Source organism: Mesorhizobium sp. CA16 (genome assembly GCF_020165175.1).
Classification (GTDB): domain Bacteria; phylum Pseudomonadota; class Alphaproteobacteria; order Rhizobiales; family Rhizobiaceae; genus Mesorhizobium.
Window position 1 is genome coordinate 16190 of sequence record NZ_JAIUHP010000025.1, and the last position, 16047, is coordinate 32236.

Genomic DNA, 16047 nt, shown 5'->3' on the forward strand with positions numbered 1-16047 from the left:
GACTATCGCTTTGCCCATGACATTGCCTACCGATCCCGCCGCGAATCTTGCCGCCCTGATCCGCTGCCCGTCCGTGACGCCCGCCGAGGGTGGCGCGCTTGCCGCGCTGCAAGATATGCTGAAGCCGCTCGGCTTCTCGGTCGAGCGTCCAATCTTCTCGGAAGACGGCACGCCGGACATCGAAAATCTCTATGCGCGGCGCTCGGGCAACGGCCCGCATCTGATGTTTGCCGGCCATACCGATGTGGTGCCGGTGGGCGACGAGGCGGCCTGGACGCATCCGCCCTTCGCCGCCGAAATCGCCAATGGCGAGATGTACGGCCGCGGCGCCGTCGACATGAAGGGCGGCATCGCCTGCTTTATCGCCGCGGTGGCGCGCCATGTCGCGCAGAATGGCGGACCGAAAGGCTCGGTGTCGCTGCTGATCACCGGCGACGAGGAAGGTCCGGCCATCAACGGCACCACCAAGCTGCTCGACTGGGCAGCGGCCAAGGGCGAGAAGTGGGACGCCTCGATCGTCGGCGAGCCGACCAATCCCGATGCGCTCGGCGACATGATCAAGATCGGCCGGCGCGGCTCGCTGTCGGGCAGCGTGACCGTTAACGGCCGCCAGGGCCACGCCGCCTATCCACAGCTAGCCGACAATCCGGTGCATGGCCTGATCGGTCTTGTCGACGCGCTGCTCCATCCGGTGTTCGACAAGGGCACGAAGGATTTCCAGCCGACCAACCTCGAAGTGACGTCGATCGATGTCGGCAATGCGGCGACCAACGTCATCCCGGCGAAGGCGACGGCCATTTTCAACATCCGCTTCAACGACACCTGGGACGCCGAATCGGTCCAGGCCGAGATCCACAACCGGCTCGACCAGGCCGCCGGGCGCAAGAAATACCGGCCGGGCAAGAAGGCGCCGGTCGACTACGAGCTTGTCTGGCGCGACCGGCCGAGCCATGTCTTCCTCACCCGCGACGACAAGCTGATCGATACGCTGAGCGGTTCGGTCAAGGCGGTGGTCGGCAAGAGGCCAGCGCTCTCCACCTCCGGCGGCACGTCGGACGCGCGCTTCATCAAGGATTATTGCCCGGTGGTCGAGTTCGGGCTGGTCGGCAAGACCATGCATATGGTGGACGAGCGCGTCGCGCTTGCCGATCTCGAGACGCTGACGCAAATCTACGAACGCTTTATCGAAGACTGGTTCGGACAAGGCCTTTCGTGACCATGCTTTCGGCAGACGAAACCTATGCTTCGCTGGCCGGCGCCTGGCGGCTGATGTTCGGCAAGGCTGATGGCCTGCGCCTGCTCGACCTTTCGGCCGACGGTTTCTGGAATTCCTTCTTTGCCATCGTCGTGGCGGCGCCGGCGCTGATCGTCGGCTGGGTCGGGATAGCCAATGAGGTCGGCGACCCCGATGCCTTCGCCGGGCGCCTCGGCATGCTGGTAAGGCTGGCGACCGTCGATATCGGCTCCTGGGTGCTGCCGCTGGTGGTGCTTGCGCTGGTGGCGCCCCGCGCCGGCATCGGCGGCCGCTTCGTCCACTATGTCGTCGCGTCCAACTGGGCGTCGGCGATCATCGCCTGGCTGATGCTGCCCTCGGCGCTGCTCAGGCTGCTCCTGCCTTCCGCCAGCGAGGTCAGCAGTCTCGTGTCGCTGGCGCTGTTCGCCCTGTCGATGGTGCTGACCTGGCGCATGACCAATACAACCATCGGCAAAGGCGCCGCGGTGGGCACGGCCGTGTTCATCGGCATGTTCGTTGCCTCGCTGCTGGTCCTGTTCGGCCTGCAGGCGCTGCTCGGCATCGACATACCGGACGGCACGACGGGTTGACGTTGCAGCGGGGGCGGCTGTTTCCAGAACAGTCGCTTCGGATTGAATCCACCCTCGTTTTTCACCATTCAAAGTCAGCGCTGCCCATCACCTGCCTGCCGGCATCCTCTCCCCGTAGAGTGACGGGGAGAGGGGCGCTGTCATCCGCGGCTTCGCCAATTGCTAACGGTGCAGGAAGGAAGCCGGCGCTGCGGCCAGCCCCTTCTCCCCGTCACTATACGGGGAGAAGTGCCCGGCAGGGCGATGAGGGGCAGCGCCGACGCCGACAATTCCCGTCTCCAGCACAAGTTCGAAGCTGAAACAATTTCCTCGCGTCTTTGGCAGAATGAGAGGCTTTCACTTGGCCGTCTCTGTCTCCGGATAATCCACCCCGACAAGAAACAACCCGTCCGGCGGCGCTACCTGGCCGCAGGCGGCGCGGTCGCGCGCTTCGAGCGCCGCCTTGAGATCGGCGGCGCTCCAGGAGCCGTCGCCGACGCGCTTCAGCGAGCCGACCATAGAGCGAACCTGGTTGTGCAGAAAAGAGCGCGCCGAACTGCGCAGCTCGATGAAGTCTCCATCGCGGCTGACGTCGAGGCGATCAAGCGTGCGGACCGGGCTTTCGGCCTGGCACTGGGTTGAGCGGAAGGTGGTGAAGTCATGCTTTCCGAGCAGCACCTTGGCCGCCTCATGCATGGCCTCGGCGTCGAGCCGCTTTGGCACCCACCAGACTTTGCCCTTTTCCAGCGCCGCCGGTGCCCGGCGGTTGAGGATGCGATAAAGATAATGCCGGCCGGTGGCGGAAAACCGCGCGTCGAAACCGTCGGCGACGACGGCAGCTTTCAGGATGGCGACACGCGTGCCGGCCGCATGCAGATGCGCGTTGACGGCGTCGCGCACCTTGTCGCCCGACCACGCTTTGGCCAGGTCGACATGGGCGACCTGCGCAGTGGCGTGCACGCCGGCATCAGTGCGGCCGGCGGCACGTATTCTTACCTCTTCGCCGCAGAACTTCTCGATCGCCTTCTCGATCGCCTGCTGCACCGAGGGCTGGTCGGCCTGGTGCTGCCAGCCGGCGAATTGGCTGCCGTCATATTCGATATCGAGCCGAAAACGCGGCATGCTGCGGCGCTTGCCGCTCGCCTAGGCGGCTAAAGCGGTAAAGGCGGAAGCGTAGACCAGCCTGCCGGTCTCGGGCGCGTCGCCCCAGGCCAGCGCCTGCAGCGCCTCGCCCTGATACTCGCTCTCGAATCCCGCGGCGCGCGCATGGGCGTACCCGAAGCGGCCGTAATAGACCGGATCGCCCAGCACCACTGCCAGCATCTCGCCGGCTTCCTTGAGGCGGACATGCGCCTCGCGGATCAGCGCGCCGCCGATGCCGGTGCCGTGGAACGACGGCTCGACCGCCAGCGGCGCCAGCGCGACGGCGGCGAACTGCTTGGTGCCGTTCTGAACGAACAGTCGCGAGAAAAGAATATGGCCGACGACCTGCCCGTCTTCCTCTGCAACCAGCTCGACGACAGCATCGCCGCCGGTGACAAGCGCGTCGACCAGGCCGGCTTCCGCCTGCTGGCCAAAGGCATGTTCTTCGACGAGGCGGATCGCCTCGCGATCCCGCGGCGTCGCCGCGCGTATCGACATCATGCTCATGTGAGTTTCGTTCCTTTTTCGATCTTGGCTCCGCGCAAAAACTCCTGCGCAGTGGCAGGCTTTCCGCCCGCCCGTTGAACTTCGACCAGCCTGACCGCGCCTGTCCCGCAGGCGACCGTCAGCCGGTCATCGAGAATTCCTCCCGACTCGCCGACGCCATCCGAGAGCGTCGAGCGAAGCAGTTTCAGCCGCTCCATGCGGCCGCCAATGTCGACCTCGCACCACGCGCCCGGAAAGGGCGAGAGGCCGCGAATGTGATTGTGGACTTCGCCAGAAGGCCGCGTCCAGTCTACGCGTGTCTCCGATTTATCGATCTTTCGGGCGTAGGTCACCCCTACCGTTGCCTGTTGGGTAAATGTCAGACAATTTATCCCCAACTGCGCGAGCGCCTCAACCATCAGCGAGGCGCCTTGAACCATCAGTCGGTCATGCAATTCGCCGGCTGTCATGTCGGGCGCGATGGCGACTTTTTCAACCATTGCCACCGGCCCGGTGTCCAGACCCTCTTCCATCTTCATGACCATCATGCCGGTCTCGGTATCGCCGGCCATGATGGCGCGCTGGATGGGAGCAGCACCACGCCAGCGTGGCAAAAGCGAGGCATGGCCGTTGAGACAGCCCAGCCTTGGCGCGTCCAGAACGGCTTTCGGCAGCAGCAGCCCGTAGGCGACGACCACCGCGACATCGGCCTGCAAGCCGGCAAAAGCCTGCTGCTCGGCCTCGCTTTTCAGCGATGCCGGCGTCCGAACGTCGAGCGCCAGCCGCTCGGCCTCGCGCTGCACCGGCGAGGGCGTCAGCTCCAGCCCGCGCCGGCCGGCGGCGCGCGGCGGCTGGGTGTAGACGGCCGCGATCTCATGGCCGGCCTCGGCGATGGCGCGCAAGGTCGGCACGGAAAAATCCGGCGTGCCCATGAAGATGACGCGAAGCGGCATGACGGATGTGCTCCTCTTCCTACCGCCCGCTTTGGCGCTTGCTTTCGCGAATCTCGATCAATCGTCGAAATCGCGGCCGAAATCGCGCTTCCTCTGAGCCTCGATCTCATTCATCATATCGGCAAATTCGTCGCTGATCGCGTCTTCAGACACGAATGCGCTGCGGATCGCATCCCATGTGGAGACTTGTGGCTTTGGGCCAGGTTCAGGAATGTTGCTGATCGGGGTGTCGCCCATCGAAACCTTCGCTGGTATCATGATCCAGGGTTCTTTCAGGCGCGGAAAGGCGTCGCCTAGCCCACCATCTTGCCCGGCGCCTTGTCCTTGGCGAGCTTCTTGAACTTCCGCACCACCATGTCGCGCTTGAGCTTCGAGATGTGGTCGATGAACAGCACGCCGTTGAGATGGTCTATCTCGTGCTGCAGGCAGGTGGCCATCAGGCCTTCCGCCTGCATCTCCTGCAGCTTGCCGTCGCGGTCGAGATACTTCACCCGCACCGAAGCCGGGCGCTCGACCTCGGCGTAATAGTCGGGGATCGACAGGCAGCCTTCCTCATAGACGGACCGCTGGTCGGAACTTTCCAGCACTTCCGGATTGATGAAGACATGCGGCTGAGGCTCCTCGCCTTCCTTGGCAAGGTCGATGACCAGCAGCCGCCGCGGCTCGCCGACCTGGATCGCCGCGAGGCCGATGCCCGGCGCGTCATACATGGTCTCCAGCATGTCGTCGGCGAGCTTGCGCAAATCGGCATCGACGCGCTCGACCGGCTTGGAAACCTGGCGCAGGACGGGATCGGGAAGGATGATGAGCGGCTTGATCGACATGGCGTCTCACCTAAGACCTCGCTTGAAAAGCGTCAACCGGGGCATCTTCGACCTGTTCACGTTTTGATCTGTGCCAGGAGGCCGAATCGGTTATGCTGCCCAAATGAACGACATGACCTCCGTCCTTTCCGAGCCCATCGCGCGGCTTGGCGCCACGACCGTGACGCTTGGCCAGGCGCTGGCTTTCGGCGCGATCCTTCTGCTTGCGCTGTCCGTGGCGCTCGTCGTCGCCTTGTGGCGCGCGGCCGGGGCACGCGCGGCGGCGGCCGCCGAAGCCGCCGACCATGCCCGCGATGCTGAGGCGAGGATGGCCGACATCATGCAAGCGCAGGCCGAGATGCAGGGGCGCATGGGGGCGATCGCCGAGGTGTTCGGGGCGCGGCAGGCCGAGCTCACCCAGTCGCTCGGACAACGGCTCGACGCCATGACCGGGCGTCTCGGCCAGACCATGGCCGAGCAGACCAAGTCGACGCATGAGAGCCTGGCCAAGCTGCAGGAGCGGCTGGCGGTGATCGACACCGCGCAAGGCAACATCCAGTCCTTGGCCGGCCAGGTCGTGCAGCTGCAGGCGATCCTCTCCAACAAGCAGACGCGCGGCGCCTTCGGCCAGTCGCGGATGGAGGCGATCGTCGCCGACGGCCTGCCGCACGGCGCCTACGAGTTCCAGGCCAGCCTCTCCAACGGCAGCCGGCCCGATTGCCTGGTGCGGATGCCCAACGGCGCGCCGTCACTCGCCATCGACGCCAAGTTTCCGCTGGAGGCGTGGAACGCCATCCGCGCCGCCGAGGGCGAGGCCATGCAGAAGGCGGCGGCGCAGGCTTTCCGCCGCGACATCGAGGTGCATATCCGCGATATCGCCGAAAAATACCTGATCCAGGGCGAGACACAGGACACCGCCTTCATGTTCGTGCCGTCGGAATCGGTGTTCGCCGAGATCCACGAGAATTTCGAGGCGGTGGTGCAGAAGGCGCATCGCGCCCGCGTCGTCATCGTCTCGCCCTCGCTGCTGATGCTGTCGATCCAGGTGATCCAGGCGATCCTCAAGGACGCCCGCATGCGCGAGCAGGCGCATCTGATCCAGGGCGAGGTCATCCGCCTGATGGAGGATGTGGCGCGGGTCGACGAGCGGGTACGTCGGCTGCAGACACATTTCGGCCAGGCGGCGCGCGACATCGACGACATCCTGGTGTCGACGTCGAAGGTGACCAAGCGCGGCCAGAAGATCGAGGCGCTGGAATTCGCGGAAGGCGAGACCGAGGCCGCGCGAGGTGCCGCGCCAAAGGCCGAAGGCGGTTCGCGGGTAGCAGACTCCAAGACGGGTCAGCTCAGGCTGCGCGTCGTCGAAGGCGACGAGTAGTCGCTCGACGCCGACGATGGAAGACCGATTCTTCCTTCGCTGGCGAGGTCGCATTCCTTGGAGATTGGCTGGAACGCCGATCACTTCGTCATTCCAGGGCGGAGCAAGGAGCGAAGCGACGCGCGCAGCCCCTGGAATCCCATGCCGTGACGCTAAGCCATTGAGACGGCTAAGAATTTTGCTCCGCCGAGCCCCTCATATCGGTCACGGCATGGATCTTCGGGTCATGCCCGAGGATGACGAAGGCGCGAAACAGTCAGCCAATCGCCGAGGCTTCCGTCAACGGGCCGATCCGACAGTGCTACTGCTCCTCGATGGTCGCCATGCCTTCAAACTCCGGCAGCCAATGCAACGCCGAGCGGTGCCAGACTTGTCTTCTCGGCACCAGTTGGTCGCGCTGGCGCGCCGTGCCCACCCTAATGCCATAGATTTTCGGTCCATCGCCAACCGACGTCGCATAAAGATGCGATCCGCATTCGCCGCAAAACCCCTGCGCGCGCTTGGCCCCGCTGGATCCGGTCTTGATATAGACTTTCGGTGTGCCCTTGGTAATCCGGTAATGCTCTTCCGGCGCGCCGACGGTCACGCGAAAGGCCGTGCCGGTCAGCTGCTGGCAGTCGGTGCAGTGGCAGATCGAGGTCTTTTCCGGATCGACCTCCGCCTCATAGGCGATCGCGCCGCAATGGCATCCGCCGTCGATCTTCATAGCCTTCCTCCTGACAAGTTCGCGTTGTCAAAACCTATCCCTCCTCCGAGGTCTCGGCCATGGCCTTGCGCCGCCGCTCCCATGTGCCAGTTGCTTGCGGCTTGACGAAGAGCCTCGATATTTGCGGCATTTCCTTCTTGAGCCTGGCTTCCAGGCGCTCGACGCAGGCCTCGATATCGGGCGCGCTGAGATGATCCTCGAATTCGATGCTCAAGCCCGCGACGATTTCCTCCGGCCCGATATGGACGCTCAGGATTCCGTTCGCGCGCTGCACCGCCGGATCGTCCTGGACGATCGCCAGCACCTTCTTCTGCACTTCGGATGAGGCAGGTTCGCCCAGCAGCAGCCCTTTGCTCTCGCGCGCCAGGAAGATGGCGGTCGCGCCGAGGATGATGGCGATGCCGATCGAGCCGAGGCCGTCGAGCTCGGGGATTTCCAGAAGCTGGGCCGACAGGATGCCGGCGAAAGCGACTGCCAGCCCGAGCAGCGCGGCGCTGTCCTCGAACAGTACCGTATAGACGCTGGGATCCTTGCTCGATTGCACGGCCTGCAGCCAGCCCTGCTTGCCCTTCTGCTGCCGGAACTCCTTCAGCGCTAACAGCCATGAGCTGCCTTCGAAGACGAAGGAAAGGGCAAGCACGATGTAGTTGACCTTGGCGTCGACGAACGGCTCGGGCGCCATGATGTGGATGACGCCTTCATAGAATGAGACGCCGGCGCCGAGCGCGAACACCAGAAGCGCCACGATAAAGCTCCAGAAATAGAGCTCGCGTCCGTGGCCGAGCGGATGGGTGCGGTCGGGCGGCCGTGCGGCGCGGCGCATGCCGTGGAGGAGCAGCGCGCCGTTGCCGGTGTCGACCAGCGAATGCACACCTTCCGACAGCATGGCGGACGAACCGCTGAGGGCGGCCGCCGCGAATTTGGTCGCCGCGATCGCCAAATTGCCGGCGAGCGCGGCGTAGATCACCCGTCTCGACCCGCTATGTCCTGCCATCCGATCTCCGAGCTGCCCCGCGCCCGAGCCTAGCGGCCCGCCTCACAGACAATGCACCAGCCCCTGCGAGGTTTCGAACCGCGCTGTGCCCGGAAATCGGTTGACAGCCGGTCGACCGGCTTCGCAAAGCGGCACAGCCTCTTGCAGCCGGGCATTTCTCTTGTTTCACTCGCACGTCCACAATCGGAGGAGCGAATCATGGCTAAAGGTGCGATGAAGGCGGGCAAGGAAGCCCGCAAGCCGAAGAAGGACGCCAAGAAGCCCGCCGCGGCCCCGGCTCCGAAGGCGCCGCCGGTCAAGGCGTTGCGTATCAAGGAAAAGTAAGCGGCCGAATTCGGTCGACCCGGCTCAATGCTGACTTTGAACCGGCGGCATGACAATGCTGCCGGTGTTTTGTTGATCGAGGCTACTCCATATCAAAGGGCGAGGACGACCTCGCTTCCCCGAAAATCGGCCGGGACGACCCGCCGCCAAGCATCTCAGGCGATGCTGGAATGACGGAGTGTCTTCGATGTCCTGGATTTTTCTTTTCTTCGCCGGCCTGTTCGAGATCGGCTGGGCCGTCGGCCTCAAATATACCGCCGGCTTCTTCAAGCCGCTGCCGACCCTTCTCACCATCGCCTCGATGATCGTAAGCCTCGGCCTGCTCGGGCTGGCGCTGAAGACGCTGCCTGTCGGCACGGCCTATGCGGTGTGGACCGGCATCGGCACCGTCGGCACGGCGCTGCTCGGCATCTGGCTGCTCGGCGAGCCGGCGACGATCGTCCGGCTCGCCTGTATCGGCCTGATCGTCTGCGGCATCGTCGGGCTTAAACTGGTCGCCTAGCCTACTATCCGTAGCACAAACGCATTCAGGGCCGCTTTCGGCGACCCTGACTTAATTTCCAACGAATCCAAACCTAGCGGGCGGAGAAGCCCGGAGGCGTACGGCCGACACGTGCCTTGCGGGCGGCGTAGCGTGCGTCACGCTTGGCCTTGCGCGCGGCCTCATCGGCAAGCTCGAAAGCGATGCGCTCGGATTCCTCGGCCTCGCGGCGCTTGGCCTCTTCGGCCGCCGCCGCTTCCGCCGCGAGACGCGCCGCTTCGGCAATCGCCTCGCGCTCGGCCTTCTCGGCCGCTTCGCGTGCCAGCTTTTCCTGCTTCAGCCTTGCCTTTTCCGCCTCGCGGATGGCGCGGGCCTCAAGGATCGCCTTGCGTTCGGCCTGGCGAGCCAGCACTGTCGGATCATCCGCCGCCGGCTTTGCCTTGAAGCGCTCGAGCAGCGCCTTCTTTGCCTCGTTCGCGGCATTGCGCCGCTCGAAAATGTCTTTTTCCCTGTAGATAGCCAAGTGTACTTCCCTGCAGTCTATTCGCGACGCTTACATACGCGTGAAAGCGCTAAGTTCAAGCGCCAAAACGGTATGGCAGCCATGAAAAATCCGGGCTTGTTGCCGCAGGGATACGGCCCGGCAGCGCGATGCACTGTTCACAGACCGCGCGTCTGGCGGGCAGAACGGCGGATGGTTACCTCTAGCGCCGACAACAAATGCCGACATGAACATTGAGGACGCAACCAGATGGAACTCGGTCTCTACACTTTCGCCGATGTCAGCCCGGAGCCGGGCCCCGGCGCGATCGGCCCGCATGAGCGGCTGCGCAACCTCATCGAGGAAATCGAGCTGGCCGACCAGGTCGGCCTCGACGTGTTCGGCCTGGGCGAGCATCACCGTCCAGATTATGCCGCCTCGGCGCCGGTGGTGGCGCTGGCCGCGGCGGCCGAGCGCACGAAGCGCATCCGTCTGACCAGCGCGGTCACGGTGCTTTCCTCCGACGATCCGGTGCGCGTCTTCCAGCAATTCGCGACGCTCGACCTTCTGTCCGGCGGCCGCGCCGAGATCATGGCCGGGCGCGGCTCCTTCATCGAATCCTTCCCGCTGTTCGGCTACAATCTCGAGGACTATGACGAGCTCTTCGCCGAGAAGCTCGACCTGTTGCTCGCTATCCGCGACCAGGTGACAGTGACGTGGCAGGGCAAGCTGCGCGCGCCGATCAACGGCCGCGGCGTCTATCCGCGTCCGTTGCAGGAAAAACTGCCGGTCTGGATCGCCATCGGCGGCACGCCGCAATCCGCCGCGCGCGCCGGCGTGCTCGGCCTGCCGCTGGCGCTGGCCATCATCGGCGGCGAGCCGGCGCGTTTCGCGCCGTTGTTCGATATCTATCGCGAGGCGGCGCGGCGCGGCGGCAACGATCCGGCCAGGCTCGCCACGAGCATCAACGTGCACGGCTTCATCGCCGAGACGACCGAACAGGCGGCCGACGATTTCTACGGACCGCAGGCCGAGGTGATGAACCGCATCGGCCGCGAGCGCGGCTGGGGCCCGACCTCGCGCGCGCATTTCGATCACGCGCGGGGTCCCAGTGGGGCCCTCTTCGTCGGCAATCCTGAGGCCGTGGCGGAAAAGATCGTCGCCCAGCACAAGATCTTCGGCAACGACCGCTTCCTGCTGCAGATGGCGATCGGCACCATGCCGCACGCCAAGATCATGAAGGCTATCGAGCTTTACGGCACCAGGGTGGCGCCGATCGTGCGCAAGGAGACGGCCAAAACCGCGCCCGCCATCGGGGCGCCGGTAGCCTGAACAGCGGCCGCCCAAGGACCTGCTAGGGGAACCTTGGCGTGGCGGGCACGTTTTCCCGGCGATTGCACCGGTTGCGGTGCTCCTGAGGGAACGGATGAAAACCGAGCCGATCGCTTCGGACGCGAGCGCTGCCGAAAGCCATGACGCGCGCGCCGGTGCGCGCGCCGATATCCGCCTGATGCGGTCGCTGGTGATCGGGATCTTCATTCTGATGACGGCGGCGGCCCTGTACTTCGCGCGCGCCTTCTTCATGCCGGTGATACTCGCCTTTCTGCTGGCGCTGACGCTGACGCCGATCGTGCGTTTGCTGCGCAAGCACGGCATCCCTGAGGTTGTCTCGGCGACGCTGCTGGTGCTGCTTTCGATCTTCGTCTTCGCCGCCGCAGGCTATCTGCTCAGCGGTCCGGTCATCGACCTCATCAACAACAGCTATTCGATCGGCCAGCAGCTCACAGAGCGGCTGGCGCCGTTCAAGCGGCCGCTCGAACGAATGACGGACCTCTCACATCAGTTGGAGGCGCTGACGGAGACATCTCAGGAACCCGGCCTTCAGCGGGTCGCGGTAGCGCCTTCCGGCATCCTGTCCACGGCGGCCAGCAACATCCTGGAAGCAGGCACCGCGATCACCATCGTCTTCGTGCTGTCGCTGTTCCTGCTCGCCTCCGGCACGCTGTTCTACGAGAAGATCGTCCAATCCTTCGCCAGCATGACGCAGAAGAAGCGGGCGCTGCGCATCGTCTATGACGTTGAGCGCGAGATTTCGCACTATCTGCTCACGGTCTCCATCATCAATGTAAGTCTCGGGACGGTGATCGGGCTGGGCTTGTGGGGGCTCGGCATGCCCAACCCGCTCGTCTGGGGGGCGATGGCGGCATTGCTGAATTTCTTGCCCTATGTCGGCGCGCTGATGACGGTCGTGATCGTCGCCATCATCGCGCTGATCAGCTTCGACACGATCGCCTATGCGCTCTTGGCGCCGGCCTTCGTGGTGCTGTGCGACATCATCGAAGGCCAGTTCGTGACGCCGACGGTGGTCGGGCGGCGCCTCGAGATCAATGCGGTGGCGATCTTCATCGCCATCGCCTTCTGGTCCTGGCTGTGGGGCTTCGTCGGCGCGCTGATGGCGGTGCCGTTGCTGGTCGTCATCAAGGTCTTCTGCGACCATTTCGAGGGCCTGAGCCATGTCGGCAACTTCCTGGCGGCGCAGCAGTCCATGGCCATCGAGGAAGAGCCGGCCGAAAACAATCACAAACCGGCCTGAAGCACGTCGCGCTGAACTGGATTCGGGCGACGCGCTCTGGGGACCTGTTTCATCGGGGTCCCAGAACCGCTGCGCACTTCCGGGCGACATGCATTGGCATGTGGCCCAATCGCAAAGCGTGGCCGTTATTTGCGGCGTTGGCGGGCAGTGCCTATATCGGGCCGGTCAAGCCGGACCTGCCCCTGAATGAGCGACTTCGATCTCGATGGCTATTTCGCCCGCATCGGCTATGACGGGCCGACCGACGTTTCGCTCGCCACGCTGCAGGCGCTGCATGCAACTCACCCGCAGGCGATCCCGTTCGAGAACATCGACGCCTTGATGGGCGTTTCCGTCGGGCTCGACATCGCCTCGCTGCAGGACAAGATTCTTGGCCAGGGCCGCGGCGGCTATTGCTTCGAGCACAATCTCATCTTCATGCATGCGCTGAAGGCGCTCGGCTTCACGACCAGCGGGCTGGCGGCGCGCGTGTTGTGGCGCCAGCCCGACGATGCCGTCACCGCGCGCAGCCATATGCTGCTGCGCGTCGAGCTCGGCGGCCGCACCTATATTGCCGATGTCGGCTTCGGCGGCCTGACGCTGACGGCGCCGCTGCTGCTTGAGCCCGGGCTGGTGCAGCAGACACCGCACGAGGCCTTCCGCATCGTCGAGACCGGCGACGATCTTCGCCTGCAAGCAGGCATTGGCAGCGATTGGCGCACGCTCTACCGCTTCGACATGAGCCAGGCCTATGAGGTCGACTACTTGGTCGGCAGCCATTTCCTGTCGACGCATCCGAGCTCGCATTTCCTGACCACGCTGGTGGCCGCGCTCGCCTTGCCCGACCGGCGCTATGCGCTGCGCAACAACCGGCTGTCGACACATCATGCCGGCGGCCGCAGCGAGCAGCGCGAGATCGCGACGGCCGCTGAGCTCGCCGGCGTGCTGGAGAGCCAGCTCGCCATCGTCATTCCCGACCGCGCTGCCTTCGAGGCGAGACTGCGGGAAAAACGCATCGTGGAGACCTGACCAATGACGGCCCTTTCGGTTCTCGACCTGTCGCCGATCACGCAAGGCAGCACCGCCTCGCAGTCGCTTGCCAATTCGCTCGACCTTGCCCGCCATGCCGAGCGGCTGGGCTACCGGCGCTACTGGCTGGCCGAGCACCACAACATGCCGGGCATTGCGAGCGCGGCGACGTCCGTCGTGATCGCGCATGTCGCCGGCGGGACGAAGTCGATCCGCGTCGGCGCCGGCGGCATCATGCTGCCCAACCATGCGCCGCTGGTGATCGCCGAGCAGTTCGGCACGCTGGCCGCACTTTTCCCCGGCCGCATCGATCTCGGCCTCGGCCGCGCGCCAGGCACCGACATGCTGACCGCGCGGGCGCTGCGGCGGAATCTCGAAAGCGCCGACAATTTCCCGCAGGACGTCGTCGAGCTGATGGGCTATTTCCAGCCGGCCGAGGAAGGCCAGCGCATCCGCGCCGTGCCCGGCGAGGGCCAGAGCGTGCCGGTCTGGATCCTCGGCTCCAGCCTCTATGGCGCGCAGCTCGCAGCCCTTCTCGGCCTGCCTTACGCCTTCGCCTCGCATTTCGCCCCGGCCGAGCTCGATCATGCGCTGGAGGTCTATCGCACGCGCTTCCAGCCGTCGGCGCAACTCGACAAGCCCTATGTCATGCTCGGCCTCAATGTCTTCGCCGCGCCGTCGGACGCCGAGGCGAAGCTTTTGTTCAGCTCGCTGCAACAGGCCTTCGTCAATCTGCGCAGCGGCCGGCCCGGCCAATTGCCGCCGCCGGTCGAGAATTACGACCGCGACCTCGATCCTGCGGCGAAAACCATGCTTGCCCAGGCGCTGTCCTGCGCCGTCGTCGGCTCGCCGGAGACGGTGCGCCAAGGCATCGACGCCTTCATAAGCCGCACCGGCGCCGATGAATTGATGGTGACGGCGCAGTGCTTCGACCATGCGGCGCGCGTGCGCTCCTTCGAGATCCTCGCTGACGTGCACAAATCGATGTCGAAGGCGGCCTGACGGCGCCATGGCTTCTGACATACCCATCTGTTAAGGGCAGGCTCACCGCCAACGCGCGAGCCTGCACATGACCCATGATCTCGACGACCGCATGCATCTTGCCATCGACCTGGCGCGGCGCGCCGGCGAGCTGGGGCTGAAATATTTTCGCGACCTCGACAACCTGGCCGTCGAGAGCAAGGGCCACCAGGACTTGGTTTCCGAGGCCGACCGCGAGGTCGAGCTGTTCATCCGCGCGGCCATCGCCGAGGCCTATCCGCAAGACGGCATCGTCGGCGAGGAGCACGCGGCGGTGACCGGAACAACCGGACATGTCTGGGTGATCGACCCGATCGACGGCACCGCCAATTTCGTGCGCGGGATTCCCGCCTGGTGCGTGGTGATCGCCTGTGCCAGGGATGGCGAGACGATCGTCGGCGTTATCCACGAACCCTCGACCGACGAAACGTTCTACGCCCGCCGCGGCGGCGGTGCCTTCCTTAACGGCAAGCCGATCAAGGCCAGCAATGCGGCGTCGCTTTCCGACGGCGCCGTCGGCACCGGGCTCTCCAACCGCGCCTCCACCACGAATGTCGTCATTCTCATCGGCCTGATCATGGGCGAGGGCGGCGTCTTCTACCGCAATGCTTCCGGAGCGCTCATGCTTGCCTATGCGGCGGCCGGCCGGCTGCTCGGCTATCTCGAGGAGCACATGAACGCCTGGGATTGCCTAGCCGGCATGCTGCTGGTCGAAGAGGCCGGCGGCACGGTGCTGAAAGCGGACCCCAAGACGGTGATCGGCAAAGGCACCCGTGTGGTCGCCGGCGGCCGGGGCATCTTTCCAAGGCTGCAGCTGCTAGGCGAGAGCTCCTTCGGATTTACGCGCTGACGCTCTGCGCGAGCGCGCCCAGCGGCCGGCAGGAATTGCGGATCATCAGCCGGCCCTTCAGCACGAGCTTGCGCGGCGGCGCCTCCCTGTTGCCGGCCAGCCGGTCGAGCAGGAGGTTCGCCGCCTGCTCGCCGATCGCCTGCACCGGCTGCGCCACGGTGGTCAGCTGCGGCACGAACACGTCCGACCAGGGAAAATCGTCGAAACAGGCGACCGAAATGTCTTCGGGGCAGCTGAGGCCGATGTCGCGGATCGCCTTCATGGTGCCGATCACCATCGGATTGTTGGCCGAGAAGATCGCGCTTGGCCGGTCGTGCAGCGAAAGCAGCTGCATTGTGGCGTTATAGCCGTCGATCTCGTGGAAATTGCCGGAGCGTATGAGCTCCTCCGCCACGGGCAGGCCGGCAGCCTGCAGCGCCTCGCGGTAGCCGATCATGCGGTCATGCATGGGGGATATGTCGGAGGCGCCAGTGATATAGCCGATGCGGCGATGGCCGAGATGGATCAGATAGGTGACGGCGTCGAACACGGCGCGCTGGTTGTCCAGCACCACCGCATCGGTGTCGACGCCTTCGCAGAGGCGGTCGAGCAGCACCACCGGCACGTTGGCGTCCCCGACGATGCCCTTCAGGATACCGCCGTCGCCGACGCGCGCTACGATCAGCCCGTCGACCATGCGGTCGAGCAGCAGCCGGATCTGGTCGTCCTGCGTGTTCAGGTCCTCGTCCGTGCAGCACAGCATCACGGCATAGCCGGCGCGGTCGAACGCCTGCTGGATGACCGAAACGACATCGGTGAAGAACGGGTTGGTGATATGCGGCACCGTCAGGCCGATGGTCCGCGTGGTGCCCATCTTGAGGCTGCGGGCAATGGCGTTGCGCTTGTAGCCGATGTCGCGGATAGCCTGCTCGATGCGCTGGGTAAGCTCCGGACTGACGGTGGCGGTGCCGTTGAGCACTGCCGATACGGTGGCCACGGACACACGCGCCGCCTCAGCCACATGCAGCATGGTCGGCGCCGTGGA

Annotated in this window: 18 protein-coding genes and 1 pseudogene; 10 read left to right on the forward strand and 9 right to left on the reverse strand. The window is 65.0% G+C overall.

All coding sequences use genetic code 11. The annotated features are described in order from the left end of the window. Positions 1–16: 16 nt before the first annotated feature. Both dapE and LB525_RS25830 read left to right on the forward strand, forming a co-directional pair. Positions 17–1216: a succinyl-diaminopimelate desuccinylase gene (gene dapE, locus LB525_RS25825; RefSeq protein WP_224548837.1), complete on the forward strand. Its 1200-nt coding sequence runs from the start codon at positions 17–19 to the stop codon at positions 1214–1216. A 2-nt stretch (positions 1217–1218) separates the two neighbouring features. Continuing rightward, positions 1219–1824 carry a transporter gene (locus LB525_RS25830; protein ID WP_140845368.1) on the forward strand — a complete coding sequence of 202 codons (606 nt, stop codon included), beginning with the start codon at positions 1219–1221 and terminating at the stop codon, positions 1822–1824. 336 nt (positions 1825–2160) lie between these two features. Here LB525_RS25830 and truA read toward each other — a convergent pair whose 3' ends face one another. From truA to def, 5 genes and pseudogenes are all read right to left on the reverse strand, one after another. Next, positions 2161–2925, reverse strand: coding sequence for a tRNA pseudouridine(38-40) synthase TruA (gene truA, locus LB525_RS25835; protein WP_224548839.1), 765 nt, complete (start codon positions 2923–2925; stop codon positions 2161–2163). 21 nt (positions 2926–2946) lie between these two features. Beyond that, positions 2947–3453, reverse strand: a complete 507-nt coding sequence (locus LB525_RS25840) for a GNAT family N-acetyltransferase (RefSeq protein WP_095769476.1) — start codon at positions 3451–3453, stop codon at positions 2947–2949. Beyond that, positions 3450–4385 carry a methionyl-tRNA formyltransferase gene (gene fmt, locus LB525_RS25845; protein WP_224548841.1) on the reverse strand — a complete coding sequence of 312 codons (936 nt, stop codon included), beginning with the start codon at positions 4383–4385 and terminating at the stop codon, positions 3450–3452. The genes LB525_RS25840 and fmt overlap by 4 nt, the downstream gene beginning before the upstream one ends. 57 nt (positions 4386–4442) lie before the next feature. Further along, positions 4443–4571 (reverse strand): annotated as a pseudogene (locus LB525_RS25850) (plasmid stabilization protein); the annotation flags it as partial. Between the two features lie 107 nt (positions 4572–4678). Further along, a complete protein-coding gene (def, locus tag LB525_RS25855; RefSeq protein ID WP_040984875.1) occupies positions 4679–5209 on the reverse strand; it encodes a peptide deformylase in 531 nt (176 codons plus the stop codon). Positions 5210–5312: 103 nt separating this feature from the next. Here def and LB525_RS25860 point away from each other — a divergent pair, with 103 nt between their 5' ends. Then, entirely contained in the window at positions 5313–6566 is a 1254-nt protein-coding gene (locus LB525_RS25860; RefSeq protein WP_224548845.1) for a DNA recombination protein RmuC, read from the forward strand. A gap of 301 nt (positions 6567–6867) precedes the next feature. Here LB525_RS25860 and LB525_RS25865 read toward each other — a convergent pair whose 3' ends face one another. Then, entirely contained in the window at positions 6868–7272 is a 405-nt protein-coding gene (locus tag LB525_RS25865; RefSeq protein WP_140845317.1) for a GFA family protein, read from the reverse strand. Positions 7273–7306: 34 nt separating this feature from the next. Then, complete coding sequence (locus tag LB525_RS25870; protein ID WP_224548847.1) at positions 7307–8266, reverse strand: cation diffusion facilitator family transporter; 960 nt, start codon at positions 8264–8266, stop codon at positions 7307–7309. Between the two features lie 198 nt (positions 8267–8464). Between LB525_RS25870 and LB525_RS28610 the strand changes: the two genes are divergently transcribed. Together LB525_RS28610 and sugE are read left to right on the forward strand one after the other, a co-directional pair. Continuing rightward, the gene (locus LB525_RS28610) at positions 8465–8590 is read left to right on the forward strand and encodes a hypothetical protein (RefSeq protein ID WP_095769470.1); all 126 of its coding nucleotides are present in this window, start codon (positions 8465–8467) and stop codon (positions 8588–8590) included. 187 nt (positions 8591–8777) lie between these two features. Then, positions 8778–9092 carry a quaternary ammonium compound efflux SMR transporter SugE gene (gene sugE, locus LB525_RS25875; RefSeq protein WP_224548850.1) on the forward strand — a complete coding sequence of 105 codons (315 nt, stop codon included), beginning with the start codon at positions 8778–8780 and terminating at the stop codon, positions 9090–9092. A 73-nt stretch (positions 9093–9165) separates the two neighbouring features. On the opposite strand, the gene LB525_RS25880 is transcribed toward sugE, so the two are convergent. Continuing rightward, positions 9166–9594: a DUF6481 family protein gene (locus LB525_RS25880; protein ID WP_095769468.1), complete on the reverse strand. Its 429-nt coding sequence runs from the start codon at positions 9592–9594 to the stop codon at positions 9166–9168. A gap of 228 nt (positions 9595–9822) precedes the next feature. Between LB525_RS25880 and LB525_RS25885 the strand changes: the two genes are divergently transcribed. From LB525_RS25885 to LB525_RS25905, 5 genes are all read left to right on the forward strand, one after another. After that, complete coding sequence (locus LB525_RS25885; RefSeq protein WP_224548852.1) at positions 9823–10884, forward strand: LLM class flavin-dependent oxidoreductase; 1062 nt, start codon at positions 9823–9825, stop codon at positions 10882–10884. A 94-nt stretch (positions 10885–10978) separates the two neighbouring features. Further along, positions 10979–12145, forward strand: coding sequence for an AI-2E family transporter (locus tag LB525_RS25890; RefSeq protein ID WP_224548854.1), 1167 nt, complete (start codon positions 10979–10981; stop codon positions 12143–12145). A 186-nt stretch (positions 12146–12331) separates the two neighbouring features. Next, positions 12332–13153 carry an arylamine N-acetyltransferase family protein gene (locus tag LB525_RS25895; RefSeq protein WP_224548864.1) on the forward strand — a complete coding sequence of 274 codons (822 nt, stop codon included), beginning with the start codon at positions 12332–12334 and terminating at the stop codon, positions 13151–13153. A 3-nt stretch (positions 13154–13156) separates the two neighbouring features. Then, on the forward strand, positions 13157–14155 hold the full coding sequence (locus LB525_RS25900) for an LLM class flavin-dependent oxidoreductase (protein WP_224548866.1): 999 nt from the start codon (positions 13157–13159) through the stop codon (positions 14153–14155). Positions 14156–14222: 67 nt separating this feature from the next. Further along, a complete protein-coding gene (locus tag LB525_RS25905) occupies positions 14223–15023 on the forward strand; it encodes an inositol monophosphatase family protein (RefSeq protein WP_224548868.1) in 801 nt (266 codons plus the stop codon). Here LB525_RS25905 and LB525_RS25910 read toward each other — a convergent pair. Continuing rightward, the gene (locus tag LB525_RS25910; RefSeq protein WP_095769456.1) at positions 15013–16032 is read right to left on the reverse strand and encodes a LacI family DNA-binding transcriptional regulator; all 1020 of its coding nucleotides are present in this window, start codon (positions 16030–16032) and stop codon (positions 15013–15015) included. The genes LB525_RS25905 and LB525_RS25910 overlap by 11 nt on opposite strands. Positions 16033–16047 lie beyond the last annotated feature (15 nt).

Bases quoted from the DNA above. Each gene is read 5' to 3' on its own strand.
- LB525_RS25860 (WP_224548845.1), top strand. From the start codon at position 5,313: ATGAACGACATGACCTCCGTCCTTTCCGAGCCCATCGCGCGGCTTGGC.
- LB525_RS25910 (WP_095769456.1), bottom strand. From the start codon at position 16,032: ATGCTGCATGTGGCTGAGGCGGCGCGTGTGTCCGTGGCCACCGTATCG.
- LB525_RS25890 (WP_224548854.1), top strand. From the start codon at position 10,979: ATGAAAACCGAGCCGATCGCTTCGGACGCGAGCGCTGCCGAAAGCCAT.
- LB525_RS25885 (WP_224548852.1), top strand. From the start codon at position 9,823: ATGGAACTCGGTCTCTACACTTTCGCCGATGTCAGCCCGGAGCCGGGC.
- LB525_RS28610 (WP_095769470.1), top strand. From the start codon at position 8,465: ATGGCTAAAGGTGCGATGAAGGCGGGCAAGGAAGCCCGCAAGCCGAAG.
- sugE (WP_224548850.1), top strand. From the start codon at position 8,778: ATGTCCTGGATTTTTCTTTTCTTCGCCGGCCTGTTCGAGATCGGCTGG.
- LB525_RS25840 (WP_095769476.1), bottom strand. From the start codon at position 3,453: ATGAGCATGATGTCGATACGCGCGGCGACGCCGCGGGATCGCGAGGCG.
- LB525_RS25830 (WP_140845368.1), top strand. From the start codon at position 1,219: ATGCTTTCGGCAGACGAAACCTATGCTTCGCTGGCCGGCGCCTGGCGG.
- def (WP_040984875.1), bottom strand. From the start codon at position 5,209: ATGTCGATCAAGCCGCTCATCATCCTTCCCGATCCCGTCCTGCGCCAG.
- LB525_RS25895 (WP_224548864.1), top strand. From the start codon at position 12,332: ATGAGCGACTTCGATCTCGATGGCTATTTCGCCCGCATCGGCTATGAC.
- truA (WP_224548839.1), bottom strand. From the start codon at position 2,925: ATGCCGCGTTTTCGGCTCGATATCGAATATGACGGCAGCCAATTCGCC.
- LB525_RS25870 (WP_224548847.1), bottom strand. From the start codon at position 8,266: ATGGCAGGACATAGCGGGTCGAGACGGGTGATCTACGCCGCGCTCGCC.
- LB525_RS25905 (WP_224548868.1), top strand. From the start codon at position 14,223: ATGACCCATGATCTCGACGACCGCATGCATCTTGCCATCGACCTGGCG.
- dapE (WP_224548837.1), top strand. From the start codon at position 17: ATGACATTGCCTACCGATCCCGCCGCGAATCTTGCCGCCCTGATCCGC.
- LB525_RS25900 (WP_224548866.1), top strand. From the start codon at position 13,157: ATGACGGCCCTTTCGGTTCTCGACCTGTCGCCGATCACGCAAGGCAGC.
- fmt (WP_224548841.1), bottom strand. From the start codon at position 4,385: ATGCCGCTTCGCGTCATCTTCATGGGCACGCCGGATTTTTCCGTGCCG.
- LB525_RS25865 (WP_140845317.1), bottom strand. From the start codon at position 7,272: ATGAAGATCGACGGCGGATGCCATTGCGGCGCGATCGCCTATGAGGCG.